The 19,438-nt window shown below is 71.0% G+C and carries 13 protein-coding genes and 1 tRNA gene; 7 read left to right on the top strand and 7 right to left on the bottom strand.

Translation table 11 applies throughout. The annotated features are described in order from the left end of the window. Positions 1-3 precede the first annotated feature (3 nt). The 4 genes from O7632_RS20025 (at position 4) to O7632_RS20010 (ending at position 4,235) form a co-directional block, all read left to right on the top strand. Positions 4-77, top strand: a tRNA-Pro gene (locus O7632_RS20025). Between the two features lie 700 nt (positions 78-777). Next, the gene (locus tag O7632_RS20020) at positions 778-1,488 is read left to right on the top strand and encodes a ThuA domain-containing protein (RefSeq protein ID WP_278116476.1); all 711 of its coding nucleotides are present in this window, start codon (positions 778-780) and stop codon (positions 1,486-1,488) included. Beyond that, on the top strand, positions 1,458-2,576 hold the full coding sequence (locus tag O7632_RS20015; RefSeq protein ID WP_278116474.1) for a Gfo/Idh/MocA family oxidoreductase: 1,119 nt from the start codon (positions 1,458-1,460) through the stop codon (positions 2,574-2,576). Before O7632_RS20020 ends, O7632_RS20015 begins: the two co-directional genes overlap by 31 nt. Positions 2,577-2,648: 72 nt before the next feature. Next, positions 2,649-4,235: a DUF4139 domain-containing protein gene (locus tag O7632_RS20010; RefSeq protein WP_278116472.1), complete on the top strand. Its 1,587-nt coding sequence runs from the start codon at positions 2,649-2,651 to the stop codon at positions 4,233-4,235. A gap of 46 nt (positions 4,236-4,281) precedes the next feature. Here the strand turns inward: O7632_RS20010 and O7632_RS20005 are convergent, their stop codons facing one another. The 3 genes from O7632_RS20005 to O7632_RS19995 are packed head-to-tail and all read right to left on the bottom strand — an operon-like array spanning position 4,282 to position 8,881. Beyond that, positions 4,282-5,277: an NAD-dependent epimerase/dehydratase family protein gene (locus O7632_RS20005; protein ID WP_278116470.1), complete on the bottom strand. Its 996-nt coding sequence runs from the start codon at positions 5,275-5,277 to the stop codon at positions 4,282-4,284. After that, positions 5,274-7,862: an alpha/beta fold hydrolase gene (locus O7632_RS20000; RefSeq protein ID WP_278116468.1), complete on the bottom strand. Its 2,589-nt coding sequence runs from the start codon at positions 7,860-7,862 to the stop codon at positions 5,274-5,276. The genes O7632_RS20005 and O7632_RS20000 overlap by 4 nt, the downstream gene beginning before the upstream one ends. Continuing rightward, complete coding sequence (locus O7632_RS19995; protein WP_278116466.1) at positions 7,859-8,881, bottom strand: 3-oxoacyl-ACP synthase III; 1,023 nt, start codon at positions 8,879-8,881, stop codon at positions 7,859-7,861. The genes O7632_RS20000 and O7632_RS19995 overlap by 4 nt, the downstream gene beginning before the upstream one ends. Positions 8,882-9,447: 566 nt before the next feature. On the opposite strand from O7632_RS19995, the gene O7632_RS19990 reads away from it, so the two are divergent. The 3 genes from O7632_RS19990 (at position 9,448) to O7632_RS19980 (ending at position 15,752) form a co-directional block, all read left to right on the top strand. Continuing rightward, positions 9,448-10,899 (top strand): endo-1,4-beta-xylanase, encoded by a 1,452-nt coding sequence (locus tag O7632_RS19990; RefSeq protein WP_278116464.1) that lies wholly within the window; start codon positions 9,448-9,450, stop codon positions 10,897-10,899. Between the two features lie 273 nt (positions 10,900-11,172). Further along, entirely contained in the window at positions 11,173-13,230 is a 2,058-nt protein-coding gene (locus tag O7632_RS19985; RefSeq protein WP_278116461.1) for a DNA topoisomerase IV subunit B, read from the top strand. A gap of 38 nt (positions 13,231-13,268) precedes the next feature. Beyond that, a complete protein-coding gene (locus O7632_RS19980; RefSeq protein WP_278116459.1) occupies positions 13,269-15,752 on the top strand; it encodes a DNA topoisomerase (ATP-hydrolyzing) in 2,484 nt (827 codons plus the stop codon). 31 nt (positions 15,753-15,783) lie between these two features. On the opposite strand, the gene O7632_RS19975 is transcribed toward O7632_RS19980, so the two are convergent. From O7632_RS19975 to O7632_RS19960, 4 genes are read right to left on the bottom strand one after another with little or no spacing between them, the layout of a single operon-like run. After that, positions 15,784-16,965 (bottom strand): glycosyltransferase 87 family protein, encoded by a 1,182-nt coding sequence (locus tag O7632_RS19975; protein WP_278120215.1) that lies wholly within the window; start codon positions 16,963-16,965, stop codon positions 15,784-15,786. 41 nt (positions 16,966-17,006) lie between these two features. Continuing rightward, on the bottom strand, positions 17,007-17,648 hold the full coding sequence (locus O7632_RS19970) for a class I SAM-dependent methyltransferase (protein ID WP_278116457.1): 642 nt from the start codon (positions 17,646-17,648) through the stop codon (positions 17,007-17,009). Then, on the bottom strand, positions 17,648-18,358 hold the full coding sequence (locus O7632_RS19965; protein WP_278116454.1) for a polysaccharide deacetylase family protein: 711 nt from the start codon (positions 18,356-18,358) through the stop codon (positions 17,648-17,650). Before O7632_RS19965 ends, O7632_RS19970 begins: the two co-directional genes overlap by 1 nt. Next, positions 18,355-19,365 (bottom strand): glycosyltransferase, encoded by a 1,011-nt coding sequence (locus O7632_RS19960; protein WP_347403637.1) that lies wholly within the window; start codon positions 19,363-19,365, stop codon positions 18,355-18,357. Before O7632_RS19960 ends, O7632_RS19965 begins: the two co-directional genes overlap by 4 nt. Positions 19,366-19,438: the final 73 nt, after the last annotated feature.

The following is a 19,438-nucleotide window of genomic DNA, read 5'->3' as shown; positions in this document are numbered from 1 at the left end:
CGGCGGGACGTGGCGCAGCTTGGTAGCGCACTTGACTGGGGGTCAAGGGGTCGTCGGTTCGAATCCGGCCGTCCCGACACTTGCTAAAGAAACCGCTGACCAGGGGATAGGCCCTGGTCAGCGGCTTCTAGCGCATCGTGCTCCGGTAGGGGATTGCTGATCTAGACCGCGCGTAGCTGGGGACCGCCTGGGGGCCGACGGGCCTAGCGATTCTTGTAGCGCCCAGGACCAGACCCGTCGAGGCCGACCGGAAGCGGCATTCAAACTCGTCCAGCGGCGCTGAAAGGGATGGCGTGGCCGCGCCGTTGAACCGCTCATCCGGGAGTCCCTGGAACTCGCCGCGATCGCCGGAAGCCTGCCCTGGTCGGACGTGCAGGCGGTTGGAGGTTGGTGGAACCGCAAGTTCGATCCGGAGATCGACATCGTCGGCGCAGACCGGGCACCGGTGGCAGGGAACGTCTACTTCGCGGGTTCCGTCAAATGGCTCGGCAGTCCTTTTGACCCGCGCGACCTCGCCGACCTGACGGCGGGCGCCACCCAGGTACCCGGATTCGAGTACGGCCGTTGCGGGCTTGCATCATCTCCCTCAGCGGCTTGTCGCCCCAGATCGACTCGACCAAAGTGGATGTGGTGTGGGGTCCTTCGGAGGTCTTGTCAGCCTGGCGGGGATAACCGCCCAGGGCGGCGGCCCGGGTACGGTTGTCGATGGTCGAACGCTCGGGCGTCGACCGGGCAGCGACGGTGGCCCGGGTGCCGGACCCGTGGGAGGGAGCAGGTGTGACGCGACGCAGAGCCCTTGTGGTCCGCGGCGGGTGGGAGGGGCACCGGCCGGTCGAAGCGACAGACTTGTTCATCCCGTTCCTCGAACGCAACGGCTACGCGGTACGGGTGGAGGAGTCGGCGGAGATCTACGCCGACGCCGCCGAACTGGCCGACACCGACCTGATCGTGCAGTGCGTGACGATGTCCCGGATCACCGGGGAGCAGGTGGCGGGTCTGGGCGCGGCGATCGTCGCCGGTACGGGTTTCACCGGCTGGCACGGCGGCATCGTCGACTCGTTCCGTGCCAGCTCCGACTACCTACACCTGGTGGGTGGCCAGTTCGCCACCCACCCGGGCATCCAGCCGTGCGAACGCAGCGGCGCGGAGACGGACAACTTCCTGCCGCACTCGATCACGATCACCGACCTCGGCCGGACCCACCCGATCACCGCCGGGATCGCCGACTTCGACCTGGTCACCGAGCAGTACTGGGTGCTGCACGACGACCTGATCGAGGTGCTGGCCACCACCACCCACCCGACGCGGGCGTGGCATCCGTGGCAGCGGCCGGTCACTTCGCCGGCGATCTGGACCCGGAACTGGGGAGCGGGTCGGATCGTCGTGACCACTCCGGGACACAGCCTCGACGTGCTGGAACACCCGGGTGTGCGTACCGTCATCGAAAGGGGCATGGTGTGGGCGACCCGCATGGCGTCGGCGTCGTAGGCCTCGGGGTCGTCTCCCGCGCGTACCTGAAAACGCTCGTCGACCATCCCACGGTGCGGGTCGTCGCGGTGGCCGACCTGGACGCTGCCCGGGCTGTCGCCGCCGCCGCCACGATCCCCGGCACCGCGGCGGTGAGCGTCGAACGGCTGCTGCACCACCCCGACGTGGCGACGGTACTCAACCTGACGATCCCGGCGGCGCACGCCGAGATCTCCGACGCGGCGATCGACGCCGGCCGCAACGTCTATGTCGAGAAGCCGCTCACCGTCACCTTCCCCGAGGGCCGGTCGATCATCGACCGGGCGGTGTCGGCCGGCGTCCGCGTCGGTTGCGCGCCGGACACCGTGCTGGGCACCGGTACGCAGACCGCCCGGGCGGCGATCGACGATGGACTGATCGGGCGCCCACTGTCCGCGTCGGCCGTCCTGGTCACTCCGGGACACGAGCGCTGGCACCCTGACCCCGACTTCTACTACGCCCCGGGCGGCGGCCCGCTGATGGACATGGGGCCGTACTACATCTCGGCGCTGATCCACCTGCTCGGGCCGGTCCGTGCCGTGATCGGGGCGGCCAGCCAGCTGCGGGAGACCCGGATCATCGGTTCGGGTCCCCGCCTCGGGCAGCGGATCCCGGTCGAGGTGCCGACTCATGTGACCGGTGTGCTGGAACACGCCGGTGGTGCCCTGAGCACCCTCACGACCAGCTTCGACGGTGTCGCGACGACGGCCGCGCCGATTGAGGTGCTGGGGGAGGAGGGCACCCTCGCCGTACCCGATCCGAACACCTTCGACGGCGAGGTCCGCCATCTCGCGCTCGGTGATCCAGGATGGCACACGCTCGCACCGCGGGCCGGCTACGTCGCCGCCGCCCGGGGGGTCGGCCTGATCGACCTGGTACGGGCGGCCGAAACGCGTCCGCCCCGGGCCAGCGGCGAGGTGGCACTGCACGTACTCGACGTCATGACCGCCCTGCTCCGGTCGGCCGCCGATGGCCGGCGGGTCGAACTGACGACGACGGTCGAACGCCCCACACCCGTCCCGCTCACCCCGGCCGAGGAGTGGCGGTCAGCCGTCGCGCCCGAGCACTGAGCGCGCCAGCTGCCGCCCGCCACGTTGCCGTCGAACGGGGGGCGCGAGCGCGGCTCGACTATCCTCGCCGCCGTGAACACCGTAGAGATCGACGCACCCATCGTCGGCGTCACCGTCTATCCGGACCGGGCCCGGGTGACCCGGCGAGGCGGTGCCAGGCTGGCCGCCGGCCAGCATCGGGTACGCGTCGCGCCACTCCCGCTCGGCCTTCGGCGGGACTCGGTCCGGGTCGGCGGTCGGGGGGCGGCCACCGTGCTCGGCGTGGACGTGACCACCTGGCGGCAGGCCCGCAGCAGCGACCCGCAGGTCGTCGGCCTGGAACAGCGTCGTCGTGAGTTGACCGACGAGTTGGCCGAGGTCGACGACGCGGACGGGATCGAGGAGCAGCGCGGACAGTTCCTCACCCGGCTGGCCGAGCGGGCCGGCAGTACATACGCCCGGGCGTTGGCCGCTGGCGACGCCGCGCTGAGCGACGTGGCCGCCTTCACCGACTCGGTGGCCGCTCAGCTCGCCGACTCGCGTGCCCGCCGGCGCGGGCTGACCCGTCGGCGGACCGAGCTGGCGGAGGAGTTGGCCGTGGTCGGACGCGACCTCGACGCCGCGCACGGCAAGCGGGAGCCGGATCGGCTGGCCGTCGAGGTAACCGTGGCGGTGGAGATCGACGAGGCCGAGGCCGAGGCCGAGGTCGAGCTGGAGCTGACCTACCTGGTGCAGGGGGCGAGCTGGCAACCCTCCTACGACCTGCGACTGGTCGACGCCACGATGACCGTCACCTGGTTCGGGATGGTCAGCCAGACCACCGGGGAGGACTGGCCGGAGTGCGACCTTCGCCTGTCCACCGCCCGGCCAGCGGCGACGACCGGCGTACCCGAATTGTCGCCCTGGTATCTCGATCGGCTCCGGCCGGCGCCCTCGCGCACGATGTCGGCGGACATGATGGCCAAGATGCCGGCCCCCGGCGCTATGGCAGCCGGCGGCCCGGCTCGTTCGGCGGCGGCCCCGCCCCGGCTACGGGAAAGCGTCGCCGACGTCGAGCAGGGGGTCAGCGCCGCCACCTACCGCCCGGCCCGCCCGGTGGCGGTGCCGGCCGACGGTAGCGCGCACCGGGCCACCATCGCGGTGCTGGAACTGCCGGTCCGGCTGGACCACGTCACCGCACCGGTCCGCGCCGCCGAGGCGCACCTGCGGGCAACGGTCGGCAACACGTCGGAGCACACGTTGCTCCCCGGTCCGGCCGCGGTGTTCCACGACGCCGACTTCGTCGCGTCGACCACGCTGCCGATGTGGGCGCCGGGTGAGGAGACCGAACTGGCGCTGGGCGTCGACGACCGGCTGCGGGTGGAGCGCAAACTGCACCGGCGCGTCGAGTCCAAGGCCACGCTCGGGTCGACCCGGCGGCGGGAGGTGGAGTACCGCGTCACCGTCGCCAACCACACGCCCCGCCCGGCGATCGTCGAGGTGCGTGATCAGCTCCCGGTGTCGCGTGACGAGTCGGTGGTGGTGCGGGAGACGACCGTCGTGCCGCCGCCGGTCGAGCGTACGGAGCTGGGTGAGCTGACCTGGCGGCTGTCGCTCGCGCCGGGCGAGAGTGGTGAGGTCGCGCTGGGTTTCCGGGTCGAACTGGCCAAGGGGATCGAGCTGACCGGTTGGCGGGAGTAGTCAGGGCATGCCGTGCCGCCCACGAGCGACACCCGCCGGGAGCGTCTCACCGGGAGGGTGCGTCGACGCCGCGCCGGTACGCCATCGCCAGCCGGGTGAAGCCCTCGTCGAGGGTGACCTGCGGCGACCAGCCCAGCGCCTGCCGGGTCCGGCGTTGATCGAACCAGTGCGCGGTGGACAACTGCTCGGCCAGGAACCGGGTCATGGGTGGCTCGTCGGCGCGCCGAAGCGCCGACCAGAGCCGCTCCACCACGGCACCGCCCGTCTTGGCCACGGCAACCGGCACTCGGCGCTTCGGCGGCGCGGCGCCGGCGGCGACGCAGATCCGGTCGACGAGTTCCCGTACGGTCCGGGGTTCACCGTTGGTCACCACGAAGACCTGCCCGTGTACGTCCGCCTCGGGTGCGCGGTCCAGCGCGGCGACGAGCGCGTCGGCGGCGTTGCTCACGTACGTGGTGTCGATCAGTGCGGTGCCCTGGCCGACCAGGGCCAGCCGGCCGGCTCTGGCCCGCTCGACGATCCGGCCCACCAACTGGGTGTCGCCGGGTCCCCAGACCAGGTGCGGGCGGACCGCCACCACGGCGAAGTCGGGCGCGTCGGCGGCCAACGCCCGCAACTCGGCCAACGCCTTGCTGCGGGCGTAGTGGCCCCGGGCCCGCTGCGGGTCGGCCTCGTCGGCACCGACACCGACCAGACCGACACCGTGATGGGCGACCGACGGCGAGGAGACGTGGACGAACCGCGTCACGCCGGCCGCCCGGGCGGCGTCCAGCATGGTGGCCGTACCGCCGATGTTGGTCCGCTCGAACTGGTGCCACGGGCCGACCATCGACACCTTCGCGGCCAGGTGGATCACGGCGTCGACCCCGTCGACGGCGGCGCGGACGGCCGCCGGATCGGTGATGTCGCCGCGTCGTTCGTCGACCTCGGTCAGGCCGCTGGGTCGACGCTGCAGGACGCGTACGGCGTCGCCACGTGCTCGCAGGGCGGTGGCGACGGCACCGCCGAGCATGCCGCTGGCACCGGTGACCAGGATCTTCACAGGCCGCTGAACCTTCCGCCGGCGAGCACCCGCTGCGCCCAGCGACGCAGCCGGGTACGGTCGATCTTCGAGTTGTGCCGGATGTCCGTGGGCAGGGCGGGGACCACCAGCACCGCCGCGATCGGCGGGTCGGCGACCGCGCGGACGGCCTCGGTGAGTTCCCGGCTCGCCAGCCGGGGACGGCGTACCCCGGGCCGGGTCTCGGCGACGACCACGACCCGCGCGGCGCCGGGCGGTCCGACACTTACCACGGCGGCCCGGGCCACCTGCGGCACCGTCTCGATCCGCTGTTCGATGCCGACCGGGCTGAGTACACCGTCGGACGTGACCATGATGTGGGCCAGCCGGCCCTGTACCCACAGCCGGCCGGTGGGATCCAACTGGCCGACGTCGCCGGTACGGTGCCAGCCCGGGTTGCGGGAGCTGTGCCGTTCGGTGAGCCAGAGCGCGTCGTAACGATGCTTGGCGTGCCTGGCCCGGACCATGATCTCGCCGGTCACGCCCGGCTCGTGGCCGGGTCGGTCGGCGGGTGTGCCGGTCGGGTCCAGGGCGGCGATCGCCACCTCGACACCGGGCAACGGTCGGCCGACGCAGACTCCGTCACCCGGCCCGGCGTCGAGGATCTCGTCGAGGGTGATGTCGGTGACCGGAAGGACTTCCGTCATCCCGTACGGGGTGTGCGGCTGTGCCTTGGGCATCACCGTCCGGGTCTGGGTGAGCAGCGCGGCGGGCACTGGCGCACCGGCGCTGAGCAGCAACGTCACCTGCTCCAACGCGGTGCGCTGTCGATCGTCCACCGCTTCGCTGGTGTCGACCATGTTGCGCAGCGCGGCGGGCGAGGCGAAGACCGTCGTAGCGTCTATCGCGGCCGCCGCGTCGGCCAGCGCGGCGGCGGTCAACGTCCGGGGTGCGGCCAGGTTCATGTCGGGGATCGCCGACGGCGCTCCGAGCGCCGGCCCGAACAGGGCGAACGGCGCGAACGCCGCGACGATCCCGGTATCGGCGGTGACCCCGAGCTGGACCAGGGCGTCCCGCATCGCGGCGAGTTGGCGGTGGGTGTAGACGACGCCCTTGGCCGGCCCGGTGGAGCCGGAGGTGAACAGGACCGCCGCCTCGTCGTCCGGGCCGGGCGCTGCCGGTAGTCGCGCCGTGCCGGCACCGAGACGGGCGAGCCCGCCGAGGGTGAGCGCGCCCATCGCGGCGGCCCCCACGCCGGCCCCGATCCGCCGTCCCGGCCACCGCATGGCCGTGGCGAGGGCGAGCCCGCGTCCGACGGCGACCAGGTACGCCGGGTCGGCGCTGCGCAGTGCGCGGCTCATCCCGGCCAGGCCCAGCCCCGGGTCGGCCACCACGATCACCGCGCCGACGCGCAGACACGCGTAGACGGCGGCGGTGAGGTCGGCGCCGGGTGGAACGAGCAGCGCCACCCGATCGCCGGGACGCACCCCGGAGGCGGACAGGCCGGCGGCGATCTGCCGGATTCGCCGCCACAGCAGTGACCAGCTGACCCGTCGGCCCCGGTGGGCAAGTTCGACCAGCGCGACCGCGCGGTCGTCGGCCCGTTCGGCCCGTTCGGCCAGTGCGGTCCACAAGGGACGCCAGGGTGCGGCCGGTTCCGGTGGTGCCGGCGGGGCGGTGGGCGGGTGGTCCAGATCGGCCAGCCACTGGGAGATCGCTCCAGCGACGTCGGCGTCCTCGGGAAGCAGGTGACCCGCGTCTTCGAACCGGTGCAGGCGCGCGTGTGGCAGCCGGGTACGCAGATCCCGCAGGTGCGCGTCACCGAAGACCGGGTCGCGTGGTCCCCACAGCAGCAGCGCCGGTGTGGGCGCCAACATGTGCAGGTCCCTTGCGATCTCGGACAGCGCCGGCCAGCTCGGATGGTCGCGTCGCAACGGGATATCGGCGACGAAACCGCCGATCGCCGTTCTGCGCCGCGCCGTCGGGTAGGGAGCGAGGTAGCCCTCCCGGACCGGGGCTGGCAGCCGCGGGTACGCCGACGCGAGGGCGGCCCGCAGGAAGGTCGGTGTCCACACGGTCACAGCGGGTAGCACACCGGGAAGTCCGGCCAGCCGGATCAGGGCGGGGGCCGGCGATCCAGCTGGCTGGTGCACGGCCGTGTTGGTCAGCACCACGCCGCGCAGCTGGTCGCGGTGACGCAGTGCCCAGCCCAACGAGATGGATCCGCCCCAGTCGTGTCCGACGGTGACCACGGGCCCGGTCAGACCCAGCGCGTCGGTGACCGTGGTGAGGTCGTCGATCCGCTGCGCCAGCCCGCGTACCGTGCCGGTGCGCTCGGAGTAGCCCATGTCGAGATGGTCGACGGCGACCACCCGCCATGGCGGTGCGTCCGGCCGGTCGAACCGGGCCAGTAGGTGCCGCCACAGGTACGACCAGGTGGGGTTGCCGTGGACACACAACAGCGTCCCGATGGTTCGGACCGGGTCCGCCGGGTTCGTCGTGGCGGCGGTGTCCAGAACGTGCCAGGTACGCCGTACGCCCTGGCTGTCCACCGCGGTGACCCACCGTGACCAGGCACTGTCCAGTCCGGGCAGTCCGGGTGACGACGCCGAGGGTCGGCCGGTCACCACACGATCTCCAGCGCGCAGGTGTTCAAGCCGGAGCCGACTCCCATGCACAACACCCGGTCCCCGGGCCGGAGTGATTCGGCGTGGTGGGCCAGTGTCAACGGCAGTGAGGCCGGGCCGATGTTTCCCAGCAGCGGAAACGTCTCCGGGACTCGTCGCGGGTCGAGGCCGAGCCGGTCGACGATACCGCGCGTGTGGGCCACCGAGACCTGATGCATCACGTAGAGTTCCATGGTGTCCCATCCCCATGATCCGGCGAGTGCCCAGGTGGCCTCGGCGAGCTCCACACCCGCGTCGAGCAGGCCCTTGGCGTCGGTCCGCATGCGGGTATTGTCCCCGACACACAGCCTGTGGTGCTGCGTCGCGGCGCGGCCGACGCCGCCGATGAGGCGGTGACCGTGTGAATGGGTGTCCGCTGGTGCCAGCACCATCGCGGCCGCGCCGGAACCGAGGGTCAAGGTGGCGAACTGCTCCCGGACGTCGTTCCGGGTGGAGTCGCGGCCACGGAGCCGGTCGATCGTCGCCTGCTGTGCCTCCCGGGAACTCTCCCCGGCCACGACCAGCGCGTACTGGATCTGACCCGCGTCGATCATGTTGGCGGCGACCTGGATTCCGTTGACGAACCCGAGGCAGGCGTTGGCGATGTCGAAGTTCAACGCCGACGGTGGCAGCTCCAGGGTGTGGTGGATCTCCACCGCCGTCGACGGCTCCAGATAGCTGCGCGACACGGACGTGTTGATCAGTAGACCGACGTCGCGGGCGTCGACGCCTGCCTCGGACAGTGCCTTGGCTCCGGCCATCGCCGCCGCGTCGGCGAAACTGAAGCCCTCCGGCCACCAACGCCGTTGGCGGATCCCGGCGATCCGCTCCAGCATCCCTGGCCGGAGTCGTAGCCGACGATAGGTCTCGCTCAGCTGGTCGTCGAACTGATCGGAGGTGACGACGACCGGTGCCTCCAGGGCCGCGACCGACAATATCGCTGTGTTCGTGTAGCGATACACGGCATTGCCATGCGTCATCCAGCCTCCACCCGTCGTCCACCCTGAGGCTCGAAGTTATCCACTCCGTCCCGCATCCACCAATGTTCGATTGTGATGGCGGTGAACATCACCTGGCTACCACCCGCATCACGGACACAATCCTCCCTGAGGGGTGATCGGTGACCTATACACCTTGTGGGATGTTTCGATTCGGGTGGTACCCGGTCGAGTCGGGGATCGTGGTGTGTCGCCACTGCGGACCCCGGCTTCGACGCCGGATCGGCGAGCGTGGATCGTCGCTCCTCACGTCACCGACCGGACCGGCGATGGCGCTGGGCCGCTCCTGATGCTGCCCGCCGCATGCTGCCCACTGCGGTGGGTGGCGGCGCGCGGAACTTTCGGTAGCCATTGACCTCCGGGTGAGCGACGAAGTCCTCGGTGTCGTCACGTCCTGGGGTGGGTTGGTCGCGCTGTGCTGGGCAACAGTGTTGCCGTTGAGTTACCGGAAAACTTCCGTTAGCATCTGGGCAGCATTACTTCGACCATAGTCGATGGAGTGTCGGAACCGTGCCCGTCCGTACCCCGCACCCGAGAGGCAATACGACATGACCCACCAATCCGTCGGCAGACGGACGAGAACAGGTCGCGCCCTGCTGGCCTCCGCCGCAGCGGTCGCGGTCGCCGCCAGCGCCGCGTTGCTCTACGCGACCTCCGCCAGCGCCGCCGAATCCACACTCGGTGCGGCCGCCGCCCAGTCCGGCCGCTACTTCGGTGCCGCCGTCGCCGCGAACAAGCTCAGCGACTCGACGTACGTGAACATCCTGAACCGGGAGTTCAACAGCGTCACCGCCGAGAACGAGATGAAGCTCGACGCCACCGAGCCGCAGCAGAACCAGTTCAACTTCACCAACGGCGACCGGATCGTCAACCACGCCATCTCCCGGGGCATGGCCGTGCGCGGCCACACCCTGGCCTGGCACTCCCAGCAGCCCGGCTGGATGCAGAGCATGGAAGGCACCGCGCTGCGCCAGGCGATGCTCAACCACGTCACCCAGGTCGCCTCCTACTACCGGGGCAAGATCCACTCCTGGGATGTGGTCAACGAGGCCTTCGCCGACGGCAGCACCGGTGCCCGACGCGACTCCAACCTGCAACGCACCGGCAACGACTGGATCGAAGCCGCGTTCCGCGCCGCCCGCGCCGCCGACCCCGGCGCCAAACTCTGCTACAACGACTACAACATCGACAACTGGTCCTGGGCCAAGACCCAGGCCGCCTACAACCTGGTCCGCGACTTCAAACAACGCGGCGTGCCGATCGACTGCATCGGCCTGCAGTCGCACTTCAACAGCGGTTCGCCGTACCCGTCGAACTACCGCACCACGCTGTCCAGCTTCGCCGCCCTCGGCGTCGACGTGCAGATCACCGAACTCGACATCGAAGGCTCCGGCAGCACCCAGGCCAACACCTACCGCAACGTCGTGAACGACTGCCTCGCCGTCGCCCGCTGCACCGGCATCACCGTCTGGGGCGTCCGCGACTGCGACTCGTGGCGCAGCGGCGGCACCCCACTGCTGTTCGAGTGCAACGGCAACAAGAAGCAGGCGTACGACGCGACCCTCGCCGCACTGAACAGCGCCACCCCGGTGCCGACGACCGCGCCGCCGACGACCGCGCCGCCGACCACGGCCCCGCCGACCACGGCCCCGCCGACGACCGCCCCGCCCACGACCGCACCGCCGACCTCCCCGCCGCCGGGCGGAGGCAGCTGTACGGCCTCGGTGATCTCGATCGACCAGTGGCCGGGTGGTTTCGTGGCGAACCTACGGGTCACCGCCGGATCCGCCGCGACCAGCAGTTGGACGGTCACCATGGCCCTGCCGTCCGGAGCGGCGGTCACCAACGCGTGGAACTCGCAGGCCAGTGGCAGCACCGGCACCGTGCGATTCACCAACGCACCCTGGAACGGACAGATCGGTGCCGGACAGTCGACTCAGTTCGGCTTCCAGGGCACCGGCACGGGCGGTGGAATGACCCCGACCTGTAGCTCCAGCTGATCGATCCAGCTCACGTAGTACCGTACGGAGCCGGTGCGCGAGCTCGTCTCGCGCACCGGCTCCGCCACGTGCGGAGACCACCGCGCCATCGGGGCCGCGTACCCGCCGGCCCGATCGGAATCGGCGTCGACACCGGCCGTTGCCGTTCGCTAGGTCGGCGTCATGGTGTCGGTCGCGGCAGCTAGGCTCTCCGGGCGGTGACCTGCGGGTCGCCGTGTGGTCCCGCCTGCCACCGGGCGTGGCCCACCTGCCGGCACCGGGGAGTTCGACGCGTTGACTGCACAACCTGAGACGCTCTACGGAGCGGACGACCTCACACATCTGGAAGGGCTGGACGCGGTCCGCAAGCGCCCGGGCATGTACATCGGCTCGACCGACAGCCGGGGCGTCGGCCACCTGCTCAACGAGATCCTCGACAACTCCACCGACGAGGGGATCGCCGGGCACGCCACCCGGGTCGAGGTGACCCTGCACGCCGACGGCTCGGTGCAGATCGACGACGACGGACGGGGCATCCCGACCGACATCAACACCCGATCCGGCCTGTCCGGTGTCGAACTGGTGCTGACCCGACTGCACGCCGGCGGCAAGTTCGGCGGCTCCGGTTACAAGGCGTCCGGTGGCCTGCACGGTGTTGGCGCCTCGGCGGTGAACGCGTTGTCGCTGCGCTTCGACGTACAGGTCAAGCGCGCCGGCCGGGTGTTCGAGATGTCGTTCCAGCGCGGCGTCCCCGGAGTGTTCGACGGACCTGGCCCGGCCGCCGGGTTCACCCCCGAATCCGGGCTGCGGGACACCGGCCGGATGAAGCGTGGCGCGGCCACCGGCACCTCCATCCGCTACTGGTACGACGCCCGCTACTTCGATTCGGGTGCCGCGTTGGACGTGGCCGCCGTCCGGGCCCGACTGCGAAACACCGCGTTCCTGGTCCCCGGGGTCACCTACGTGTTGCGGGACGCCACCGGCACCGAGCCGGTCGAGGAGGTGTACCACCACCCACAGGGGCTGGTGGAGATGGTGGACTTCCTCACCCCGACCGGGGACAAGCCGGTCTCCGGCACCCTGTTGATCAACGGCACCGGCAGCTACAAGGAGAACGCGGCGGACGCCAACGGCGTCATGCAGCCCGACGTCGAACGCCGCGCCGAGATCGAGATCGCGCTCGCCTGGGGCACCGGATACGAACGGATCGTCGAGTGCTTCACCAACACGATCCGCAACGTCCACGGCGGTACGCACCGTAAGGGATTCGAGCGGGGCGTGGCCCGGGCGATCGTCGAGGCGGTGCGCAACACCCGGGGACTACTCAAGCCCAAGGAGGACCCGCCCACCGTCGACGACGTGCTGGAAGGGATGACCGCCGTCGTCCACGTCCGGATCCCTGAGCCACAGTTCACCTCGCAGACCAAGGACGAGTTGTCCACCGCGGGCATCACCCGCGTCGTGCAGGCCGTGGTGGAGCGGCACGTCAAATCCTGGGTCGAGGACCGCAAGACCCGAAGCGAAGCCCGCACGGTCCTGCAGAAAGTCGTCGACGCGGCCCGGGTTCGGTTGACCCAGAAACAGCAGAAGGACGCCGCCCGGCGCAAGACCGCGCTGGAAGGCGCGTCCATGCCACCCAAGCTGGTCGACTGCCGGTCCACCGGCGTCGAGCGCAGCGAACTGTTCATCGTGGAGGGTGATAGCGCGCTCGGCTCGGCGCGGATGGCCCGGGTCGCCGAGTACCAGGCGCTGCTGCCGATCCGGGGCAAGATCCTCAACGTGCAGAAGGCCAACCTGGCCGACACCCTGCGCAACGCCGAGGTGGCGGCGATCGTCCAGGTCCTCGGGGCCGGCACCGGCCGGACCTTCGACCTGACCACGATGCGTTACGGCCGGGTGATCCTGATGGCTGACGCGGACGTGGACGGCTCGCACATCCGTACCCTGCTGATCACGCTGTTCGCCAAGTACCTGCGCCCGGTGATCGAGGCCGGCCGGCTGTACGCGGCGATGCCCCCGCTGCACAAGATCGTCACCAAAGGTCGCAACGCGGAGACCATCTTCACCTTCACCGAGGCGGAGATGGACCAGACGGTACGCCGGCTGGAACGCGCCGGTCGACAGGTGGTCACCCCGGTGCCCCGGTTCAAGGGACTGGGCGAAATGGACGCCGACGAACTCTGGGAGACCACGATGAACCCGGCCACCCGGTCGGTACGCCGGATCACTCTGGACGACGCGGACGTGGCCGACCGTACCCTGGAACTGCTGATGGGGGAGAAGGTCGAGCCCCGCCGGAACTGGCTGATCGATTCGGCCGGCCGGGTCGACCAGGAAAGCATCGATGCCTGAGCAGCACCTGCTCGACCGAGGAAAGCGCTGATACCCAGATGGCACGTAGCAAGAGCAGACCGCCCCGGATCGACCTGGCCGCCTTCGACCAGGCCGGTGCGCGGGTGCTGGACAATTCGCTGGCCACCGAGATGCAGGACTCCTACCTGGAGTACGCCTACTCGGTGATCTACTCCCGGGCGTTGCCGGACGCCCGTGACGGGCTCAAGCCGGTGCACCGCCGGATCCTCTACTCGATGAGCGAGCAGGGCTATCGCCCGGACCGCGGCTACGTCAAGTCGGCCCGCGTGGTCGGCGACGTGATGGGCAAGTACCACCCGCACGGGGACACCGCGATCTACGACGCCATGGTCCGGCTCGCGCAGGGCTTCTCGCTCAACGTGCCGCTCATCGACGGGCACGGCAATTTCGGGTCGCCCGACGACGGCCCGGCGGCCAGCCGGTACACCGAGGCGCGGATGTCCCAGCCGGCGATGCTGCTCGTCGGTGAGCTCGACGAGGACACCGTCGACCTCAAACCCAACTACGACGGATCGTTGACCGAGCCCAAGGTGCTGCCGGCCGCGTTTCCCAACCTGCTGGTAAACGGGGCGTCGGGGATCGCGGTCGGGATGGCGACCAACATGATCCCGCACAACCTCGGCGAGGTCGTCACGGCGGCCCGGTGGCTGATCCGCCACCCCGACGCCGACCTGGACAAGCTGATGGAGTTCGTACCCGGACCGGACCTGCCCACCGGAGGACTGCTGCTCGGTCTCGACGAGGTACGCCGGGCCTTCGAAACCGGCCGCGGTGTGGTGCGGATGCGCGCCAAGGTGCAGATCGGCCAGGTGGAGGGCAGCCGGGGGCGGCAGGCGATCACGGTCACCGAACTGCCGTACGGCGTCGGCACCGAACGCATCATCGAGAAGATCACCGAAGAGGTCAACAAGACCAAGCGGCTGCAGGGCATCGCCGACGTCAAGGACCTGACCGACCGGGAGAACGGCACCCGGCTGGTGGTGGAGTGCAAGATCGGCGTCAACCCCCAGGCGCTGCTCGCCGACCTCTACCGGCTCACCCCGATGGAACAGTCGTTCGGCGTGAACAACTTGGTCCTGGTCGACGGCCAACCCCGTACTCTCGGCCTCAAGGAACTCCTCGAAGCCTTCCTCGACCACCGCTACGAGGTCGTCTCCCGACGCAGCGCCTACCGGCGCAGAAAGCGTCAGGAACGACTGCACCTGGTCGACGGTCTGCTGATCGCGCTGCTCGACATCGACCGGGTGGTTCGGCTGATCCGGGCCAGCGACGACGCCCGGGCCGCCCGCGACGCCTTGATGGCCGAGTTCGGGCTCTCCGAGGTCCAGGCCGGCTACATCCTCGACACACCGTTGCGCCGGCTGACCCGCTTCGACCGGATCGAGTTGGAAGCCGAGCAGGACCGGCTGCGAACCGAGATCGCCGAGCTGTCTCGGATCCTCGACGACCCGCAGGTACTGCGTAAGGTCGTCTCCGACGAGTTGGCGGCGGTGGCCAAGCAGTTCGCCAGCCCTCGGCGGACCACGTTGATCGATGGCGATCTGAAGGAGGTCCTCGCGGCCTCCGCGCCGGCCGGCCCACTGGAAGTGGCCGACGATCCGTGCCAGGTGATCCTGTCGGCGACCGGGTTGGTGGCCCGGACCGTCGCGCAGTCCGAGGAGTCGATCGACGGTGCCCGCCGACCCGGCCGGACCCGACACGACGCGATTCGGGCGGTGGTCCCGGCGACCGCACGCGGTCAGGTTCTGCTGGTGACCAACGCCGGCCGGGCGATCCGGACCGAGGTGCTGCCGTTGCCGGTGTTGCCGGACCGGCCCGGCACGGTGTCGCTGTCCGGCGGCATGGCCGCCGCCGAACTCGTCGCGCTACGGGCCGGCGAACACGTGGTCGGGCTGGTGCCGGTGGCCCGGCAGGACAGCCCCGGTCTGGCCCTGGGCACCCGTCGGGGAGTGGTGAAGGTCTGCGCGCCGGAGTGGCCGGTGCGTTCCGACGAGTTCGAGGTGATCGGCCTGCGCGACGGCGACGAGGTGGTGGGTGCCAGTTGGCTGACCGACGGGACGGAGACGTTGGCGTTCGTCACCACCGACGCCGCGTTGCTGAGGTTCCCCGCGACGCTGGTCCGTCCACAAGGGCTCAAGGGCGGCGGCATGGCCGGGATCCACCTCACCGCCGGTGCCGAGGTGCTGTTCTTCGGCGCGGTACGGACCGACGATCCGCAGCACGGTGAGCCGATGGTCGTCACGTCGACCGGTCGGGGGGTCAAGGTGACGCCGTTCGCCCAGTACCCGGCCAAGGGCCGGGCGACCGGGGGAGTCCGCGCGCAGCGCTTCCTCAAGGACGAATCCGGACTGGAACTGGCCTGGATCGGCCCACGGCCGGTGGGCGCGACCGAGGCCGGCGAATCGGTGGCCCTGCCGGCCGTCGATCCGCGCCGGGACGGCTCGGGTACGGCGGTGCTGCTCGCCCCACAGGTCCTCGGGCACCAGGTGGACCGCGGCTGACGTTCTCCGGATGTCAGCCTATCGACGATCGTCACGGCGAGGCGCCCGGCCGTCGTGCAGCCCGGCCGTCGTGCAGCAACCACGCCGCCACGCCGAACCCGGCCAGCGCCAGCAGCACGTACAGGTTGCTGTAGACCAGGCCCGCCCCGGTGAAGTGCAGGTCCCACCCGCCGGGGCTGGCCAACACCCAACCGGTGCTGCCCACCAGGGTGAGCCAGACGACGCTGAGCGCGACGGCCCCGCCCCGGTGTCGCGCTCGCCAGCAGGCCACGGCGAGCGCGACCAGTGTCGGTACCCACCAGACCCAGTGGTGATGCCAGGAGACAGGGGAGACCAACAGCCCGGTGCCGGCGCAGACGAGCACCGCCACCAGCTCGGATCCGGCCCGGCTGGCCCAGACCGCGAGCGCCATCCCGGCGACGGCGACCACCCCGGCGCAGGCCAGCCAGACCGGTCCCGACTCGCCCACGTCGTCGATGCGGGCCACCGCGCCGGCCAACGACTGATTCAGCACCGTACGCGGGTCCGCGGTGACCCGGGCGGTGTCGAACAGGCCGCCGCCCCAGAACCAGGCGGAGTCCGCTGATCGCCAGGCGAACCCGACGCCGACGGTCGCGGCGAAGGTGGCCAGGGCGGTGGCCGCCGCCCGCCATCGGCCGGTCAGCACCAGATAGCCGATGAAAATGAGCGGGGTGAGCTTGACGCCGGCGGCCAGACCGACGCCGACTCCGTACCACCGGCTGTTCCGTCCGGCGAGCAGGTCGACCAGGACTAGCCACATCAGCAGCAGCCCCACCTGACCGACCTGCAGGTGCCCGGAGACCGCGAAGACGGGCAGCGCGGCGACGGTGGAGAGCACGGTCCACCGGGTGGACAGTCGACGCGGGACACCCGTTTCGCGGACCACCAGCCGGATCACCGCGACCAACGCCACGACGCTGAGCAGGGTCCAGCCGGCGATCGCCACCGGCATCCCGACAGCGGCCAGCGGTCGCAGCAGCAACGCGGCGAACGGTGGATAGGTGAAGCCGAGTGCGATGCCGTCGGTGCCCCGGTAGGCGGCCTGGTAGAGGTGCCCGTCGCCGAGGCCGGCAGCCTCTGCGCCGGCCCGATAGGTGGCCAGATCGCCCCAGAACAGCCCGGTCAGCTGGTAGACCGCCGCGGCGAGGGTGCCGGCCGCCGTCGCCACGGCGAGCACGACCGCCGGCTCGATCCACTGTCCGCCGGCGATCCGGGCGCGGGTCACCTGATCGGTCACGACGCGAACCCGGCGGGACTGGGACCGGGTACGCCGAGGACGACCGTCATCGCCGGGCGCCGCGCCACGCTGTCGATCGACTCCTCGTGGACGACCAGCCCACAGTCCCGGATCCGGGCGACCAGTTCCTGACTGGTGGGGCTGGACGTGTCGTAGACCCAGATCAGGATCCGGCCGCCGGGGCGGAGCATGCCGGCGGCCCGTAGCAGCAGCCCGACCGCCTGGTCCGGCGGGAAGTAGTACAGCACCTCGCGGAACAGGATCGCGTCGTACGTCTCGGTGCCTCGGTAGCGCAGCACGTCGGCGACCTCGAAGGTGGCGTCGGGGCGGCGCAACGACCTGGCGCGACGGATCGCCGCCCGGCTGATGTCCACCCCGTGGTAGTGGCGGTACCGCCCCGGGGGCAGCGCGAGGTTCGCCGTGGTTCCGCAGCCCAGATCCAGGATCCTGGGGTACGGAACGTGACGGCGGACCAGATCCAGCGGCCCGCTGTCCGGGGAGGTGTCGAGATAGCGCCACAGACCGAGCGCGTACTGCAGGTCCCACACGAGCGCGTTCAGCCGAGGATAGGGCCGGATCAACACCGTCAGCGGCCAGTTGACCACCCGAGCGGCCAGGTGCAACGCCGGACGTGGCATCACGTTTCCCGACCGGCGGCGGGGTGCGCGGGTACCGCGACGAACCGGAGCCCACGGCGCAGCAACCGGGGAATAACCACGGACAGCGCGGCCACCGTCTGCGAGCGGTCGCCGCCACCGTCGTGGCAGAGCAGGACGTGTCCGGAGCCGCTGCGGGCCAGGGCCCGGGTGACGCGGCCGACCCCGGGCTCCTTCCAGTCGCTGGAGTTGACCGTCCAGTCGACGGGGGTCAGACCGGCGTCGGCGGTCGCCGCCAGCACGTTGGCGGACCAGCCGCCGCTGGGTGCCCGGAACAGCCGGGGCGCGGTGCCGGTGGCGTCGGTGATGCGCCGCTGGGCTTGACCGATCTCGGCGTTGATCAGGCCGCTGGGCAGGGCCGCGAACGGCATCGGGTGGCGCATCGAGTGGTTGCCGATCTCGTGTCCGGCGTCGGCGATCCGTCGGGCCAGGGCCGGGTGTTCGGCGACCCGGTCGCCGATCAGGAAGAAGGTCGCCGGTACGCCGTGGGCGGCGAGCAGGTCGAGCACGGCCGGTGTCCACCGGGGATCGGGGCCGTCGTCGATGGTGAGGGCGATGGTGCCGGGGGCGACCCGGAAGACGGGCCGACCGCCGCGCCCCGCAGGGGTCGTCGGCCGAAGTCGGTGGTAGGTCCGTACGCCGAGGAACGCGGCCTCCAGCGCCCGCGCCCGCAGCCGTGGTACGGCGTTCACCGGCCCGCCCCGACCGCCAGCTCGCGGCTCGGACCGAAGTCGCGGTCGACGAGGAACCGCAGCCCGCCGATGGCGGCTCCGCCGACGATCGCCAGGTGGACCAGGAAGTGGACGGCGAGGAAGAAGCAGAGGAACGCCAGGCCGCGTTCCCGGCGTACGAAGCCGGCGAGCCCCGGATCCGCCAGGGCGAACCCGGCGACGGCCAGCACCGGCAGGGCGAGCAGCACCGGGGTCAGCGCCGCCAGCGGAAGCGTGGCGACCGCGACGGCGGTGGCCAGGACCCCGGCGGGCCGGTTTGCGCGCAGCCCGGCCGGCCCGCGTTCGCGGACCGCGACCGGTACCAGCAGCTGTGAGCGGCCGAACTGCTTGCGCAGCATCGGCCAGAGCCGGCTGTCGTCGTCGTGCCGACAGGTCACCTCGGGGGACAGCCAGATGCCGTGCCGGGCGGCGATCCGGTCGCTGAGTTCGACGTCCTCCGACGCGCGGAGGTTCTCGTCGAACACGCCCACGTCGTCGAAGACCGAGCGGCGGACCGCGCAGAGGGCGAAGATCGCCGTCCGGACCCGACCCGTGTTGCGCATTCGCCAGTAGTGGGCGTGCAGCAGCCGGTACGCCTCGATCGGGCCGTCGTCGTAGAGCGGCTCGGTCAGGTAGATCCCGTGTACACAGTCGACGTCGGGCGTCTCGGTCAGCACCCGCAGCGCGGCGGCGACGGCGTCCGGCGAGGGCGCGCAGTCGGCGTCGACGAAGAAGATCACCTCGCCGCGACTGGCCTGGATACCCCGGTTGCGGGCGGCGGCGGGCCCCCGGTTCACCGGTGTGCCGAGCAGGGTGACCGGGAACCGCCGGGCGACCTCACGAGTCTGGTCGGTGCTGGCGTCGTCGACCACGATCACCTCGACCGGGGGGTGTGTCTGGGCGAAGACCGCCGACAGGCAGGCGCGGAGCGTGCGGTCGCTGTTGTAGGCGGGAATGACGACGGATACGTCCGGGAGCACGGACACCACCTTGTCGATCACGGGTGTGGCACGAGAGTTCCCCGTCCCTAGCTGTGCGAGACGGTAGCCACATTCGCCTCAA

This window comes from Solwaraspora sp. WMMD406 (assembly GCF_029626025.1).
Taxonomy (GTDB): Bacteria; Actinomycetota; Actinomycetes; order Mycobacteriales; family Micromonosporaceae; genus Micromonospora_E.
The sequence above is the reverse complement of the archived record's forward strand: the minus strand, read 5'-3'. Positions and strand labels throughout refer to the sequence as shown.

Coding starts and splice junctions, on each gene's coding strand:
- O7632_RS19970 (WP_278116457.1), bottom strand. CDS start 17,648: ATGCCACGTCCGGCGTTGCACCTGGCCGCTCGGGTGGTCAACTGGCCG.
- O7632_RS19980 (WP_278116459.1), top strand. CDS start 13,269: ATGGCACGTAGCAAGAGCAGACCGCCCCGGATCGACCTGGCCGCCTTC.
- O7632_RS19990 (WP_278116464.1), top strand. CDS start 9,448: ATGACCCACCAATCCGTCGGCAGACGGACGAGAACAGGTCGCGCCCTG.
- O7632_RS19995 (WP_278116466.1), bottom strand. CDS start 8,881: ATGACGCATGGCAATGCCGTGTATCGCTACACGAACACAGCGATATTG.